13 protein-coding genes are annotated in these 14,360 nt (G+C 45.2%); 6 read left to right on the top strand and 7 right to left on the bottom strand.

Translation table 11 applies throughout. The features are described from left to right. The first annotated feature begins 44 nt into the window (after positions 1-44). From ST42_RS14125 to ST42_RS12625, 5 genes are all read left to right on the top strand, one after another. Positions 45-359, top strand: coding sequence for a hypothetical protein (locus ST42_RS14125; RefSeq protein WP_197068953.1), 315 nt, complete (start codon positions 45-47; stop codon positions 357-359). Between the two features lie 213 nt (positions 360-572). Then, entirely contained in the window at positions 573-1,967 is a 1,395-nt protein-coding gene (locus ST42_RS12645) for a methyltransferase RsmF C-terminal domain-like protein (protein ID WP_044073758.1), read from the top strand. Between the two features lie 946 nt (positions 1,968-2,913). Beyond that, on the top strand, positions 2,914-3,888 hold the full coding sequence (locus tag ST42_RS12635) for a polyprenyl synthetase family protein (RefSeq protein WP_044073756.1): 975 nt from the start codon (positions 2,914-2,916) through the stop codon (positions 3,886-3,888). 25 nt (positions 3,889-3,913) lie between these two features. Further along, on the top strand, positions 3,914-4,657 hold the full coding sequence (locus tag ST42_RS12630) for a hypothetical protein (protein ID WP_022316528.1): 744 nt from the start codon (positions 3,914-3,916) through the stop codon (positions 4,655-4,657). Further along, positions 4,654-5,457 carry a TatD family hydrolase gene (locus ST42_RS12625; RefSeq protein WP_044073755.1) on the top strand — a complete coding sequence of 268 codons (804 nt, stop codon included), beginning with the start codon at positions 4,654-4,656 and terminating at the stop codon, positions 5,455-5,457. Before ST42_RS12630 ends, ST42_RS12625 begins: the two co-directional genes overlap by 4 nt. Before the next feature lie 349 nt (positions 5,458-5,806). On the opposite strand, the gene ST42_RS12620 is transcribed toward ST42_RS12625, so the two are convergent. Further along, on the bottom strand, positions 5,807-8,287 hold the full coding sequence (locus ST42_RS12620) for a hypothetical protein (protein ID WP_052488346.1): 2,481 nt from the start codon (positions 8,285-8,287) through the stop codon (positions 5,807-5,809). Between the two features lie 695 nt (positions 8,288-8,982). Between ST42_RS12620 and ST42_RS14120 the strand changes: the two genes are divergently transcribed. Next, positions 8,983-9,162, top strand: coding sequence for a hypothetical protein (locus tag ST42_RS14120; protein ID WP_197068952.1), 180 nt, complete (start codon positions 8,983-8,985; stop codon positions 9,160-9,162). Positions 9,163-9,275: 113 nt separating this feature from the next. Here the strand turns inward: ST42_RS14120 and ST42_RS12615 are convergent, their stop codons facing one another. From ST42_RS12615 to ST42_RS12590, 6 genes are all read right to left on the bottom strand, one after another. Beyond that, positions 9,276-9,695, bottom strand: a complete 420-nt coding sequence (locus tag ST42_RS12615) for an FtsZ/tubulin family protein (protein ID WP_044073754.1) — start codon at positions 9,693-9,695, stop codon at positions 9,276-9,278. After that, the gene (locus ST42_RS12610) at positions 9,692-10,354 is read right to left on the bottom strand and encodes a hypothetical protein (protein ID WP_044073753.1); all 663 of its coding nucleotides are present in this window, start codon (positions 10,352-10,354) and stop codon (positions 9,692-9,694) included. The genes ST42_RS12615 and ST42_RS12610 overlap by 4 nt, the downstream gene beginning before the upstream one ends. Before the next feature lie 104 nt (positions 10,355-10,458). Next, on the bottom strand, positions 10,459-11,124 hold the full coding sequence (locus ST42_RS14540) for a nucleoside 2-deoxyribosyltransferase (RefSeq protein ID WP_082028662.1): 666 nt from the start codon (positions 11,122-11,124) through the stop codon (positions 10,459-10,461). Positions 11,125-11,215: 91 nt separating this feature from the next. Next, the gene (locus ST42_RS12600; RefSeq protein WP_044073751.1) at positions 11,216-11,830 is read right to left on the bottom strand and encodes a hypothetical protein; all 615 of its coding nucleotides are present in this window, start codon (positions 11,828-11,830) and stop codon (positions 11,216-11,218) included. 50 nt (positions 11,831-11,880) lie between these two features. After that, a complete protein-coding gene (locus ST42_RS12595) occupies positions 11,881-13,041 on the bottom strand; it encodes a hypothetical protein (RefSeq protein WP_044073750.1) in 1,161 nt (386 codons plus the stop codon). 19 nt (positions 13,042-13,060) lie between these two features. Then, complete coding sequence (locus ST42_RS12590; RefSeq protein ID WP_044073748.1) at positions 13,061-14,338, bottom strand: PD-(D/E)XK nuclease family protein; 1,278 nt, start codon at positions 14,336-14,338, stop codon at positions 13,061-13,063. Positions 14,339-14,360 lie beyond the last annotated feature (22 nt).

Genomic DNA, 14,360 nt, shown 5'->3' with positions numbered 1-14,360 from the left:
TCATAAATATCAGCTTTCTGCTTTTAAAAAAATAGTGCTCTAATATGATGATTCGTCACTGTTTTTTGTTTTTATCAATTATCAGAAGCTTTATCCCCAATCGGTCATCAGGGCTTGAATATTTGTTAAAAACGGATTCAAATATTATTTTCTTTCCGCCGAACGGGCGATATGAAGGAGAAAAACACTATATTTGTAAATTCTTAGAAATCCCTGCTGTCATTTTGCGAAGCCTCAACAACCGACGCCAAGCGAATAATCGGAGCACTGCCGAGGAGGAAAGCCTTGCCTATGGCATCGGCAATATGACTGTAAACCCCAATCGGTCGTTATGGCTTGCTTGGATTTTGAGTTTTTAGAAGAGTGGATTTTGTTTGTAATAGCGAGCTATTGCGAATTAAAAACAGACTAAAGACGCCTTATAAAAAACAAAAGACTGCAAGCAGTATATATAAAAAATACAATAAACGGTCTAATGAACGATTTGGGGTAAGCACCCCATGACTCCAGCGGCAGCAGGACACGGATATAAACAAATAGGAATCATAACAAAAAAAACATAACACCACACGATGACCACCACGCCGAAGACAACACTACCAGAGGAGTTCTCCACATACACCCGGGAAATCATGGGAGAGCAGCGGTGGACGCGTTTCGCTGAAGCCATGGGTGAGGAACCGCCGGTGAGCGTGAGACTGAACCCGATGAAATTCCGCTCCGACAGCATGGCACTGCCGGCAGAGGAAGACGAGCCCGTGGAATGGTGTCGGGAGGGACGCTATCTCAAGGAGCGGCCGATGTTCACTCTCGACCCCCTGCTACACGCCGGAGCATACTACGTGCAGGAGGCTGCCTCGATGTATATCACCCAGGTGATACGCGACCACGCACCCGCCGACCGTCCGCTGATGGTGCTCGACCTGTGTGCCGCACCGGGAGGGAAGTCCACCGCCATGCGCAGTGTGCTACCCGAGGGAAGTCTGCTGATGACCAACGAACCGATGCGCCCCAGGGCAAACATCCTGATGGAGAACATACAGAAGTTCGGACACCCCGACGTGATAGTGACCAACAACTATGCCATCGACTACCAGCGCAGCAGACTGCAGTTTGACGTGATACTCGCCGACGTGCCCTGCTCCGGCGAAGGGATGTTCCGCAAAGACGAGGGGGCGATAAGGGAATGGTCGGTGGCTAACGTGAAAAAATGTGCCGCACTGCAACGGGAGATTATCACCGACATCATGCCGTGTCTGAGAGACGGCGGACTGCTCGTATACTCCACCTGCACATACAACAGGCAGGAGGATGAGGAGAACGTGGACTTCATCTGCTCTGAATGGCAGATGGAAAAGCTCTCCGAGAGGCATTTCATTCCGGGCGAGACCCGATCAGAAGGTCTGTATATGGCGGCTCTGCGACAGACGGGAAGCGATGCCTCGCAGCAGACCACAATCAGTATGCTCGACTCCTCGGCAACGAAAAAGGACAAGAAGCTGAAACGGCGCGGAAAGGCGTCGGCAGAACAGGCCGTGAAGGGGGCTAAGGAGATGAGCGGATGGATAAAGGGAAACGAGGACTTCAGCATCACCACGCTCGGACAGCGCTTCGTGGCGGTGAGGAAACAGTGGCGCAACGTGTATGACACCGCACTGGAGAAGTTGCGCGTGATGCATGCCGGCATCCGACTGGGAGAGCCGAAGGGCAAGGACATCATACCTGCCGAAGGTCTCGCTCTCTCAACGGCATTCAACCCTGAAGCCTTCGCCACGGCGGAACTCGACCGCGACACTGCGATTGCCTATCTCAGACGCGAACCGATACAGTTACCGCCTGACACACCGCGCGGATTCGTGGCTGTGGGGTATCAGGGGCTGAACCTGGGATTCGTGAAAAACCTGGGCAACCGCACCAACAACCTCTTTCCGCAGGAATGGAGAATAAGGATGCAGAACGATGCATAGGTCTGGTGTCAGCCACACCTGGCCGCAGACCCATCATAACCGCAGACCCATCCTAACCTTCCCCAAGGGACAACCCATCCTAACCTTCCCAAAGGGACAACCCATCCTAACCTTCCCAAAGGGACAACCCATCCTAACCTTCCCAAAGGGACAACCCATCCTAACCTTCCCAAAGGGAAGGAACTGGTTACTAAGGCTAAATGGCATCAGCCCCCACCTAGCCTCCCCCGTAGGGGAGGGACTGATACACCAGGACATCTATAGTCCTTCGACATACAGAGTAACCAGCATCTCCCCTACGGGGGAGAACGAGAGGGGGCTGAAGTGATTGACTGATGTGATTGGCTGATGTGATTGGCTGATGTGATTGGCTGATGTGATTATCTGAAGTCTTTGACAAAGCAGAGTAACTTGTCCCTTCCCTTGGGGAAGGTTAGGATGGGTTTGAGAACGAGAGGGGGCTAATGTTCATTGGCAAAACCATTGGCTGATGTCGTCTGGAAGCAGCGAGCACCATAGTGCTCCAAATCCGGAAAAATCCCAACCGAATCCAAGACTCATTGGCAAAATAATATCAAAGAAAAAAATCCGTGAAGACCAATCCGTGCAAAGTCCGTGATATCCGTGTTTTTTCTTTGATTTGTCCACGCCGAAGGCTGTGGACACGATGTCAAAGGATGGAAAGGATTCCAGTGTGAAAGCATATAGTGTCCATCAGCCTTCGGCGATGGCCACAGGTCAAAAAAAACAAAACACAGATAACACCGAGGAACACGGATTAATCTTTCACGGATTATTTTTTGACCTGAAATCTTTGGATTTCTATATGGATTTCAGAGGATTTGCGAGTGCTTGGGGCACTCCCCCATTCAACAAATGAGAGATTTGCAAAACTTGAATAAGTAACATATAATAAATACGACAAACCTAACAAAAAAACATAATTATGCTGACAGCAACCGAAATACAGGAGAAAGTGAACGCATACATCGCATCACTGCCCTACGAGAGAAAACCAAAGTCGCTCTACGACCCGATAGAATATGTGCTCGCCGCCGGCGGAAAACGCATACGCCCGTCGTTCGTGCTCATGGCATACAACCTCTTCCACGACGACGTGGACAGAATACTGCCCGTGGCTACGGCACTGGAGACCTACCACAACTACACACTGCTACACGACGACCTCATGGACAAGGCGGACATGAGGCGTGGCCGTCCCACCGTACACAAGAAATGGGACGACAACACGGCGATCCTCTCCGGCGACACAATGCTCGTATTGGCATACGAACACCTGGCGAAATGCGACACCAAATATCTCAAGTCCGCACTCGACCTCTTCACCGAAACGGCACTGGAGGTGAGCGAAGGACAGCAGTTCGACATGGAATTCGAAACGCGCAACGATGTGGCTGAGGAGGAATACATCGAGATGATACGACTGAAGACGAGCGTATTGCTGGCTTGCGCACTCAAGATGGGTGCCGTGGTGGCAGGGGCTTCGGATGCCGACGCCAACGCACTGTATGCCTTCGGAGAGAAGGTGGGACTGGCGTTCCAGCTGCAGGACGACCTGCTCGACGTGTATGGCGACCCGAAGGTGTTCGGAAAGGCTATCGGCGGCGACATCACATCAAACAAGAAAACATTCATGCTCATCAACGCCTTCAACAGAGCAGATGCCGGGACGCGTGCCGAACTGGAGAGATGGACCACGGCGACGGAATTCGATCCGGCAGAGAAGATTGCTGCCGTGACGGAGATTTACAACAGGCTCGGAATCGACAAGCTCGCCGAACAGAGGATAAAGGAATACTTCGAACAGAGCAGACAGCATCTCAACGAGCTCTCGGTGAGCGACGACCGCAAGGCGGTGTTGCGCGAATACACCGAGAGAATGATGAACAGAAAGAAATAACGAAACACCCACAAAAAGAGAGGAAATGCCATACAGAAGACTCCCCAATACCGACAAGTCGAGACTCAGTGCACTGAAGACGCTGCTCGACAACAACGACATATACATGGCCCGCGACAGGTTTCTGGAATGGAAAGACATAAACCAGGCGCGCACCTGCTACGACAAGCTGCTCACGGCAGTGACGCAATACGAGGTGGACAAAAAGGCGCAATGGCGGAGCGGAACGAAAATAGACCAGCTGCAGAAAAAGGCTTACATGTATGAGAGCCACTTCATGCAGGTGTTGCTCATGGCTGTGACAAGAGGGGAGATAAAGCGCTCTAACCTGAAACTCTACGGACTGGAGGAGACCGCCACCATGATTCCCGTGGACAACAGCATAGGGTCAATAACGGAATGGGGACCGAAAATCATCAGCGGAGAGAAAAACCGCGTGAAGAAGGGTGGCAGACCGATTTACAACCCCACGATAGGAATGGTGGAGACCCACTTCGACATCTTCAAGGAGGCTTACGACAAGCAGAAGGCGCTGCAGAAACGCACAAGCGAAATGGAGCAACGGCTCAAGGAGATACGACCCGAAATCGACGAACTGATACTGCGCATCTGGGACCAGATAGAGGCGCACTTCAGCGAGGAGGGAAAACTCGTGATAGACCGAGTGGCCGACTGTGAGCGCTTCGGCATACGCTACTACATGCGCCGCAAGGAGAAACGCAAGATGCAGGAGAAGGAAAAGGAAAACAAACAGGAGAATGAACAATGATTGACACGCATACTCATATCGACGGCGAGGAATTCGCCGAAGACCGCCCGCTGGCCATACAGCGGGCACAGGATGCCGGAGTGGAGAAAATCTTCGTGCCGGCAATCGACCTCAAGAGCATCGGCAGCGTGGTGGACACATGCCGGCAGTTTCCGGGCTACGCCTACCCCATGATAGGTCTCCACCCGGAGGAGGTGAAAGAGGACTGGAAAGACGCAGTAGGCCAGATGCGACGGATTCTCGACGAGCAGAGGCAGAAAGCACCGTCGGCAGACAACCCTCCGTTCATCGCCATCGGCGAGGTGGGACTGGACTTCTATTGGAGCCGCGAATTCGAGAAAGAGCAGCTGGAGGCTTTCGAGGAGCAGGTGAGATGGTCGATAGAGGCCGACCTGCCGCTGATGATACACTGCCGCAAGGCACAGAACGAGATGGTGGGAATACTGCGCCGCTACGAACGGGAACTGCGCCGCGGAGGAGTGTTCCACTGCTTCACGGGCAACGAGCGGGAGGCAGAACAGCTGCTGTCGTTCGGCAATTTCAACATCGGCATCGGCGGTGTGCTGACATTCAAGAAGAGCCATCTGCCTGAAGTGGTGCCCCACATCCCACTCGACCGCATCGTGCTCGAGACCGACGCTCCATACATGGCTCCCGTGCCGATGCGCGGGAAGCGCAACGAGAGTGCCTATGTGGCATACGTAAGAGACCGCCTCGCCCTCGCCTACGGCATCTCCCCCGAGGAAATAGACCGCCACACCACAGCAAACGCCAAGAGGATGTTCCTGCCGGAAGGATAGAATGCCATAAGGATGTTTCTTAAACCCGAATCGGTCGTTAGGGCTTGCTTGGATTTTGTTCTTTTAGAAGAGTGGATTTTGTTTGGCTTTTAATGAGTAATAGCGAGCTATTGCGAATTAAAAACAGACAAAAGACGCCTTATAAAAAACAAAAGACTGCAAGCAGTAATTAAAAAATACAATAAACGGCCTAATGACCGATTGGGGTTAAAGGAAGGATACTATAGAAATCCCCCGACCTGTCCCAGAATGGACAGAATCGGGGGATTTTATTATAGGCAGGTATCAGGTTATGTAAACACAAAAGGATGTAGCTACCTGCCTTGTTTTCTTATCAGCCGAGCAGAGGTTATGGCACTACCACCTTGACTGTCTTCTCTCCGGCCTTCACGATATACACGCCGGGAGCAAGGCTGACGGCATGACGACCAGCCGGAACAGTTGCCACTGTCTTGCCCTGCATGTCGTATACATCAGCTGAGTCATAGTCTGTAGACAATGAGATGCTACCGTGGGCCACTCTGATATCAAGGGCGTTGCTGCCGGTTGAGACACTGCCTACTGCGGTTTCTATGCCATTCACATACACACGGTCTGAAGTTTCAGATACATAGTTAGTGTAATCCTTGGTCCTCATCGCCGTAACATCATAGGCATAAGTATACTGCGGGTCGAGATCCGTCACGTTGAAACCGCTTCCTTTCGGATACATCACCGAATACGGAGCTATGAGAGTCTCGCCCTTGCGCACATTCTGGCGGATGGTTACCTCATCGATGAAGAAAGGTTGGCCATACATGCTCATGAATGCCAGGATGACGTTCTCACGCAGGTTCTTGTTGTCGGTAGCGTCGAAGTGGATTGTGGCAGATGTCATTCCCGTGCCATTCAGCGTGAGCGGCATGATGCGATGGTCGGTGGCTACATTGTCGGTGTAGTCTTTCAGGAGCATCACGAAGAGAGTGTCGCTGGCAAACGTGTTGTATGCCTTCACGTCTACATCAAACGCTCCGCCGTCGCAGGTGAGGTCGAGGTGCGGCGATGTAACGAGTCCTGCCAGACCCATCCACACGTTGGTCTGCTGTGCTCCTGCCATTCCATCAGCCAGATAAGGCAGCTGCAGGAGCCATTCGGTCGTTGTGTATCCGTTTTCAGCCAGATTGAACACATATGTGTATGGGTTATAAGGATTGTCTATGGTGCCCTGGTCAATCTTGTTGAAGTTCTCGCTCAGCACCACCACATTCTGCATATCCTCTTTGGGCTGCAGCACCTTCATGATGTTGAGCTTGTATCTGTCGGCATTGTTCAGCTCCGTCCAGTTTGCCGTGAACGAGGTTTCGGTGACATTCGTTGCCTCCTTTGCCTCCACCTTCACTCCGAGAATGCCGTCTACCCACATGTCTGGCGATGGCTTCGACACCACGCTTCCGTTCTTGGCTCTCACATTGTAGAAATATTCATAGTTGGGGTCGATGTCCATGGTGTAGCAGGTGTCGGTCAGTTCCTTGTCGAGCTGGGTCACCGGCACTCGCTGTGTGGCATAGTCTATCTTCACATCGTCGATGGCGAAGTCGACGGAGTTTTTCTGTATGAAGAAGAACTTCACCCTTGTCATTCCTTCTCCTATCTGTTCTGATGTGAACGAGTATTGTCCGCCTTCGGCCTGCATATAGTAGTTTGGCATATTGGCGATAGGTATCCATCCGTCTTTCTCGTTGTATACGGCTACCTGCACCAATGAGTAGGTATAGTCGGTTTCATTCTCCATATTACTCGGTTTCACCCAGAACGAGAGTGATGTTATCGGGGCCGGTGTCTCGGGCGAAATGATTTCGTCGCCTACGGCATCCAGACAGAGCGACAATGGGGCCGAACTGTAGTTGCCCTCGGATGTGTATACATCCTGTGAGCCTTGTGCCGACAGATTGATAGTCCATCCCTCCGGATAGCCGGGGTTGTCCTGGTTTATGGTCTTGCCGTCGGCGTTGATGTTGATACCGTCGAAATTCTCCGACAGAGAGCCTGGCTCCACACTGTGTTCCGGCATCTCCTTGCGGTATACGTTGAGGAGATACGAACTCGCCGTCGTAGTGGGGCTCCAGCGGGCTGTAAACGAGGTGGAAGAGTTGTTTACTGGTTGCAGCACCTGTGGCGCCGGTATCTTGTTGGCCTTGCGCGTCACCACGATATCGTCGAGCAGGAGGTCTACCTCCTCGGCAGAAAACTGGAATATATTGTTGGGATTGAATGTGGCCTGGTCAGTGGCGAAGGTGAATTCCTGCCACTGGTCGGAAATGTCAAAATCACGGTCGTCAACGGGACCTTCGTTGTTGTCGCACAGTGCCACACGGATGACGCCCTCGTCGCCGGCTTTCAGACATCTGGCGCGGAACTTCAGCACTACGTCTCCGCTGAGTTCCATCTCCGGTGTGCTTATGAATCCTCCTGCAAGACCACCGTATTCAGACTCATACATGCGTAGCGCACATGCCTGTCCTGCCTGGTATACCTCATTGCCGGTCCAGCCCTTCGTTCCCATGAGGTCTGCCGGCAGCACATAGTTCACGCTGCCTCCTCCGAGCATCTTGGTGTCGGGTTCGGCGTTGGTACCTGCTGTCCATTTGTCGAAATGCTGGTCTACAACTGTCTTGGTGGGAATCTCGTCGTCTGCACGGTTGGGCAGACTGTGGCATTCTGATGTTCTCGGCATTGCTTTCATTGCCGCTCGGGCAAACTTGCCCATCGGTGTTTTCTGGGCGTAGGATACTGACGGCAGAAGCATGAGAGAACACAACGTTGCCGAAATGATCATGTGGATATTCCTCATAGATGACATGTTTTTTTAAAAGGCAGCACTGCAAATAAATATGTCTTAAAACCCTAATTAGCATAGAAGCATCAGCCTGCCACAATGCTGCCACAAAGCAGGCGACATTTCCAAAACCGCGTCAAAAATAGTAAAATTATTCCATCTAGCAAATTATTATAGACAAATTCTTCCTTTATGTCATCAAAATACCAACTTTTGCAAAATAGAGGTTTCAGATGCGACTTTAACCCAAATCGGTCGTTAGGGCTTGCTTGGATTTTGTTTTTTAGAAGGAAAGATTATTCTTACAGACTTTTTCAAACACTCCTATTATGCTCATGAAGAGTGAGTTCTGAAGGTGTTCACATGTCTGGTATATGACACATGCCAAAAAATCCCCCACGGTGTGGGGAACGATTCCCCCTAATGTGGGGTTTCATTCCCCACGGCAGGGGGAGATTTTGAGCATGAAAATGGTGTTTTTCTGACCAAAAATCACAACACGCCCGTTTGGAAGTGCAGACTGAACGAATGATGGATTTCAATTCGTTGTGAAAGCCGTCTGAGGCCAGAGCTATTAGATGTGATGCGCGCTTCAAATCACTCCAAATGTCGGATGAGCCAACTTTCTGCCCTTTTTCTTTTAAATATTCAAGAAATAGTCGTATCTTTGTCATTACAAAAAAGTTGTAACATAAAACATGTAATGGCGTATGACACTAAGTTACAAGAAATTAGCGAATCCTTTCGTCTATCAAGGTTATGAAAGCCCTGAGTATTTTTGCGATAGAGAGGCAGAAACAAAGACTTTACTTTCCCACTTGAAGAACTCCAGAAAAGGAGCTGGAAGAGAAAAAGGGAAAAGGCAAATAAGCCTTCCTCCTCATCTTTAAAGCGGTCTTCTGACCGTTTTTATTTTTGCCTAATAACTTCTTGTTGCACTTATATTGTACGTATAGTTATAGCGGTGAATCCCATTGAAAATTTCCCTAAACTTATTATATTACTAGTTACTACATACAATGATAACCAACAATTTATCTTCAAGTTTTTCATCTGTCGCCATACCCCAGATGCATTCTGTATCGCTTGTGAAATAACCACTAATTAGTGATACTATCTGGTTCATCTCATCCATTTGCAAAGGATTCTTGGAGGATGTAGCTATATACAGTATTACTTTATTGTAATCTTTATGGCAGATATTGCTGTAGCTGTTCATTTCACGAATGATACTATCAATCCTCGTTTCACTAAAATGTGGAAATGAAATGATTCTTCTTTTAAGTATTGCATTAGCATGATAGAGATAGTCAAGATCATTTTTGTCTATCTTAATTTGCATGCCATTCTGTGTGAGTTGGGCAATAAGCTCTTCTAATTCTTCACCTTGACTAATATTCGATTTAATGTTGTTATCTATCATGATAATATTTGTTTTGAGATAAACAATACAACTTCTTTTGTCGATGATTCTCTGAAATTCCAAAAGACATTACCATCGTCTGGTAACTCGTCAATATATGTCTTGATAGGATAAAATACTTCCCCAAACGTATCTGGATTATAATGCTCAACAGTAAATGTCAGCAGATAGTTAGCATGATTTGGATTAATATTCTTTCTCAATTCTGAAGTTGCTTCACTAATTTTCTCGTTATAAGCGCAAGAATGAACAGAAAGTTCATTTCTGCCTTTAATCATCGTAAAAAAGTCATTAAAATCAAAACAGACTAACCCATGAATTTCTACATTGTGACGAATCAAAGACAAAAAGCTTTTGAATTCATTGTAAAATTCATCCTTGTTAGTGAATGACAGAACAGAATCAATGTCTGCCATTTCTGGAACTTGCAGCTCTGAGTCTATCAGAACTGCAATAGCCCGCTTAGCTTTCTTATGATTGGCAAGTACATTCTTAATATTCTGAATACCATTTTTTGATGATACCAGTACCATATTCATCAATACATAAGAACTATTCCCTAAAGAATAGATGTGTTCTGAACGTAGTTGGCTAATAACCAATTCACTGACTTGATCAGCCGCAATCAACCTTACAGATTCTAATACTATTTCTTCCATATCATTTAACCTTCACAAACATTGTTCTAATCGCAAGAAGTACCATTATTCCAGAAATTAGTAAACTAATTGTCTCTCCAGGAATCCATCTATTTCTTGGATCATCATTGAATATACCTAAAAGCCATTTTGTTTATAGCATGTTCTCCTTCCATTTCCGGAAGAAAGTAAATAGAAGGAATATGTTCAGTTGATATATTGAGAGCACTTCGCAATGAGAAAATCGTTTTTCCTTGTGCAGGTTTTCCCATGAGCATTGCTAATTCTCTTTTGTGCCAACCGTGTGGCAAATAATCAAGTCCATGATTACCTGTAATTACTGCATCTATATCTATGAAATCGAAAGACTTGTAATTGTTGTCAAGGATTTTGTCAAGAGCAGTGTAAATCTCATCTTCAGTCTCATAAGGAATGGTTCTAAAATATCTATTCCCATTTATCATTGCTGATAAGGAAGATGAATGCTTGTTATAAAAAACAAACACAGGAATATTATGAGCTTCTGCATATGCCAATTCGTAACCAACACCAAGAGAAGCATTAGAGCATTCTGCTATGACCATATCACATGACTGTAGCCAGTTAACATCACGTTCATAGATATGTGAGTCGATTATCCGAGTCTGCTGCTTCATGCTAATTGCAGTTTTGCCGATATGTTCGGTCAGCACTTTATCTTTCCGGCTGATATAATCAATCATCCTTTGATATAGTTCTGCATCAGCTCTGCCACCACGAATGGAGTCTGCGAAATAAACTTTGTTGTTCATACTGCTTTACTTTTGTAATTTGGTGCAAAAGTAAAATGGAGCTATGCCAACTGTGGGCATAACTCCATAAAAGTTTTATTTCTCCATCAATTTACCATGACCTAAGCCAGAATTCATTAAAAATATCGCTCTCTGTGTCTTCTGTTGCTTCAGGTAGCAAATCATAGAATGAAAAGATATTGAAGCCAAACGATTCCGCAATTTTGTATGATTCGAATTTGGGATCATCGCGATCAATACATGTGATTAATGCATAATGTTTCTGCCAGATATCATTATCATGTTCTTGATCTGCATAATGGCGATCAAATTTCTTTTTATATACTTCTAATTGGTTACGTGGTACTCCGTCATCATCATAGGAATTATGAAGCATCGTATAATATTTGTTTTCTATCAAAATAGCATGATGCTCTGTTTCTCCATTGCACTGAAGAGCTACTTCTACCCAAAGATCAATATTCCAGTATTCTTTCCATACCCTTACTTCTGATACTATTACGTCATCTGACATTGGTATTTCTAAAAGCAAGCCTAACATATACCTACAATAATGTCTCAGCAGAGGTTTGTTGTCGATATCACATTCCTTGGCAGCTCTTCTCAGCGTCCATGATAATACATAATCCATAACTATCTCAGCTTTGCCGTCTGTTTCGCTTGAATCACGCATCAATCTTGGTAGCGATTTATCTTTAGTGTCCATATTTCAACTTTATTTATTATACAACCAATATTCAAATTCAAGTATTACTATTACATTGAGGAAAGATGTGAGACTATATCACTTAGAAGTGACTTTGTCTCTCTAATAAATAAATCTGTATCTTTAAGTCTATTTGTCATTTTCAAATATCCAATCCAACCTACCTTATCTTTACTCGTAATATAAGGACTGAATTTATCTATGGATTGTAGTGATGCCACCAATGAATCAAAATTATCACCTTTACACTGGTTTTTCTCCAAATAAGTAATTCCTATACTTTTTTCGTCTGCTTGGTTTATCAACGCAAGTTTTAAGATGTTTCTTCCTTCAGAATCCTTAATAAAGAATCTCACCCAGTCATTTTGGTATTCAGCTTTCTCAAGATGTAATTGATACTCGCAGAAATTATTTAGGCAAGCGTAAATATACTGCCATCTTAATAGACTTTCGAGTTTGATATTGTCACGATCATATCTTTTCTTTTTAAAATCATTGACCGCAGTTTTCATTTTCTTTTCAAAATTGCTTATATCGATGTTTTCTCGATCAATAGAGAATGCTAACCCTAGAGCTTTTCCTACTAATTCCATCTCCTCTGAAGACCAGAAACTGCTAGTGTGATTGATACCATAAACAGGGATATCTCCGATAACTCCATAATCTAACTTTACCAAATCTGATAATAGTGGCTTCGTATTTTCGACAATGAGATCAGTACAGTTCTTACCCCCTAAACAGATGATGTGCTTTGGATGAATTTTTTCAATCAGTTTCTTAGTATATTGGATAGATTCCAACTGTGCTGATTTGATTTCTTTTCCGACTAAGTCATTCTCATCATGGGTTGAGAAAAATGTAGCGTTGGTAAAAACAAATTGGCTCTCATTATCCAGCATAGAGCCTAGACCCGCAAAATCAAGAATAGAGCGTAAATTCGTTAGAATACGCCATTTCTGGATTGTTTCATGCTTACCTTTATAAGTATTGCCTAAAAGTAAATCTTCACTTTTCTCGAATCTATCTTTAAGAAACGTACCACCATGACCAGGATTAATACCTATTACCATCAATTCTACAGGCTTGTCATCTGTGATGTCGGTCAATTTAGACTGAGTGTAAAAATCCATATTCAGCTTAGAAGCAAGTGGCAAGTAGAAATTATAGGTTTCCTCTGCCCATTCTTTCAATTCTTCTTGAATCTTGCACATAATAATCGTTTTTTTTATATTATTTTTCTAATAATTTTAAATCCTGTGCTTCCTGAATGAATGAGAGGAAACGTTCGTCGCCATGGAGGGTGTGGCCTGTTGTCCACTCAATTATATCAGCATGTGGAACACCTGCTTTATCAAGAATTTTAGCTACGATTTTTCGCTGCTCTTCTGTCTTGGCTAAACATCCCCAATAAGGTTCTATTTCGCTATCGTCATGGATATCATACCAACAGCCCAATTCTACTCCTTGAATGAATAATCTAAAGCCGATATTGCTTACTTCAATATTATAAGACTTATGAAGATCAGCATATTCTAGAATGCGATGTCTCCAATCCTGCATCAACTCAAAGGAAAGCTGCTTCTGTAATTCGCGCATCCCAGACTTCAATTCATCCAATTCGTTTATTTTTGCTAAAATTGTTTTCCACTGCTCGCTTTTATTCTGAATTTCAATGTCCTGCTCATTCTTTAGCAGTTTATCGCGCAAAAAATCTACTATTTCCATTGCTAGTTTTTGATTAAATCTATTATCAAATATACCATTCAAGAAGTCATAAAATTGCATGATTGCAGATTTCAAAGGCAATTCCTTTTTTGGAATAAGCGATAGACAATCTTGCTTCAACCATTCCAACAATTCCTTATCTACTACAGTAGTACGTGAAGAGAACTTCTGCATTAAATCTTTCTCACAAGTTGTACACTGAGGACACGATTGCCCGCAATCACATAAACATCTACAAGCGTCATTGGTTTTGCAAGCCCGATCCTGATTGTTGCTATTCCAATCTTCTGGCAAGCGAAAAACCGACATTGGTAGATGCTGAAGAAATTTGTTATCGTGGTATTTAGGCAAAATGACTATGAAAATCTGGTTGTCACGAAAACGATTATTCTTGCGAAGCGTTGCAATATAGCGTGCCAATTGATTGCGCTGGAACACAGCACCCTTTAATTTATTTTCAATAACAATCGCATATTTACCTGGTTCATGAATGCAAACATCAATATGTTCCTTTTCAGTTGTAACGACCGGAGCTTTTACCCAGTTCATGTCGAAACCACAGGGCTGTAGAAATCTACGAATAAATGATGTGCACAACGGGTTTCTCTGTTCTGGAGCATATTTAAATATGTGAGCTAAAATTAAGCTTGTGAAAGGTTCATTCACCCCTGCTAAGTCCAAAAGGTTAAATGCATAAGGTGTTTTATTTTCTGACTCTGAAATACGCTTATACAACTGTTCCGAGAGAACAAGTAGATGATTCATTTTTACAGTCTGTTCCATAAGTCTTTAGATATGTAAAGCC

Source organism: Prevotella pectinovora, assembly GCF_000834015.1.
In the GTDB taxonomy this organism is placed as follows: Bacteria; Bacteroidota; Bacteroidia; order Bacteroidales; family Bacteroidaceae; genus Prevotella; species Prevotella pectinovora.
This window is presented reverse-complemented; position numbering and strand designations above follow the sequence as displayed.

Bases quoted from the DNA above. Each gene is read 5' to 3' on its own strand.
- ST42_RS14125 (WP_197068953.1), top strand. From the start codon at position 45: ATGATGATTCGTCACTGTTTTTTGTTTTTATCAATTATCAGAAGCTTT.
- ST42_RS12645 (WP_044073758.1), top strand. From the start codon at position 573: ATGACCACCACGCCGAAGACAACACTACCAGAGGAGTTCTCCACATAC.
- ST42_RS12635 (WP_044073756.1), top strand. From the start codon at position 2,914: ATGCTGACAGCAACCGAAATACAGGAGAAAGTGAACGCATACATCGCA.
- ST42_RS12630 (WP_022316528.1), top strand. From the start codon at position 3,914: ATGCCATACAGAAGACTCCCCAATACCGACAAGTCGAGACTCAGTGCA.
- ST42_RS12625 (WP_044073755.1), top strand. From the start codon at position 4,654: ATGATTGACACGCATACTCATATCGACGGCGAGGAATTCGCCGAAGAC.
- ST42_RS12620 (WP_052488346.1), bottom strand. From the start codon at position 8,287: ATGAGGAATATCCACATGATCATTTCGGCAACGTTGTGTTCTCTCATG.
- ST42_RS14120 (WP_197068952.1), top strand. From the start codon at position 8,983: ATGACACTAAGTTACAAGAAATTAGCGAATCCTTTCGTCTATCAAGGT.
- ST42_RS12615 (WP_044073754.1), bottom strand. From the start codon at position 9,695: ATGATAGATAACAACATTAAATCGAATATTAGTCAAGGTGAAGAATTA.
- ST42_RS12610 (WP_044073753.1), bottom strand. From the start codon at position 10,354: ATGGAAGAAATAGTATTAGAATCTGTAAGGTTGATTGCGGCTGATCAA.
- ST42_RS14540 (WP_082028662.1), bottom strand. From the start codon at position 11,124: ATGAACAACAAAGTTTATTTCGCAGACTCCATTCGTGGTGGCAGAGCT.
- ST42_RS12600 (WP_044073751.1), bottom strand. From the start codon at position 11,830: ATGGACACTAAAGATAAATCGCTACCAAGATTGATGCGTGATTCAAGC.
- ST42_RS12595 (WP_044073750.1), bottom strand. From the start codon at position 13,041: ATGTGCAAGATTCAAGAAGAATTGAAAGAATGGGCAGAGGAAACCTAT.
- ST42_RS12590 (WP_044073748.1), bottom strand. From the start codon at position 14,338: ATGGAACAGACTGTAAAAATGAATCATCTACTTGTTCTCTCGGAACAG.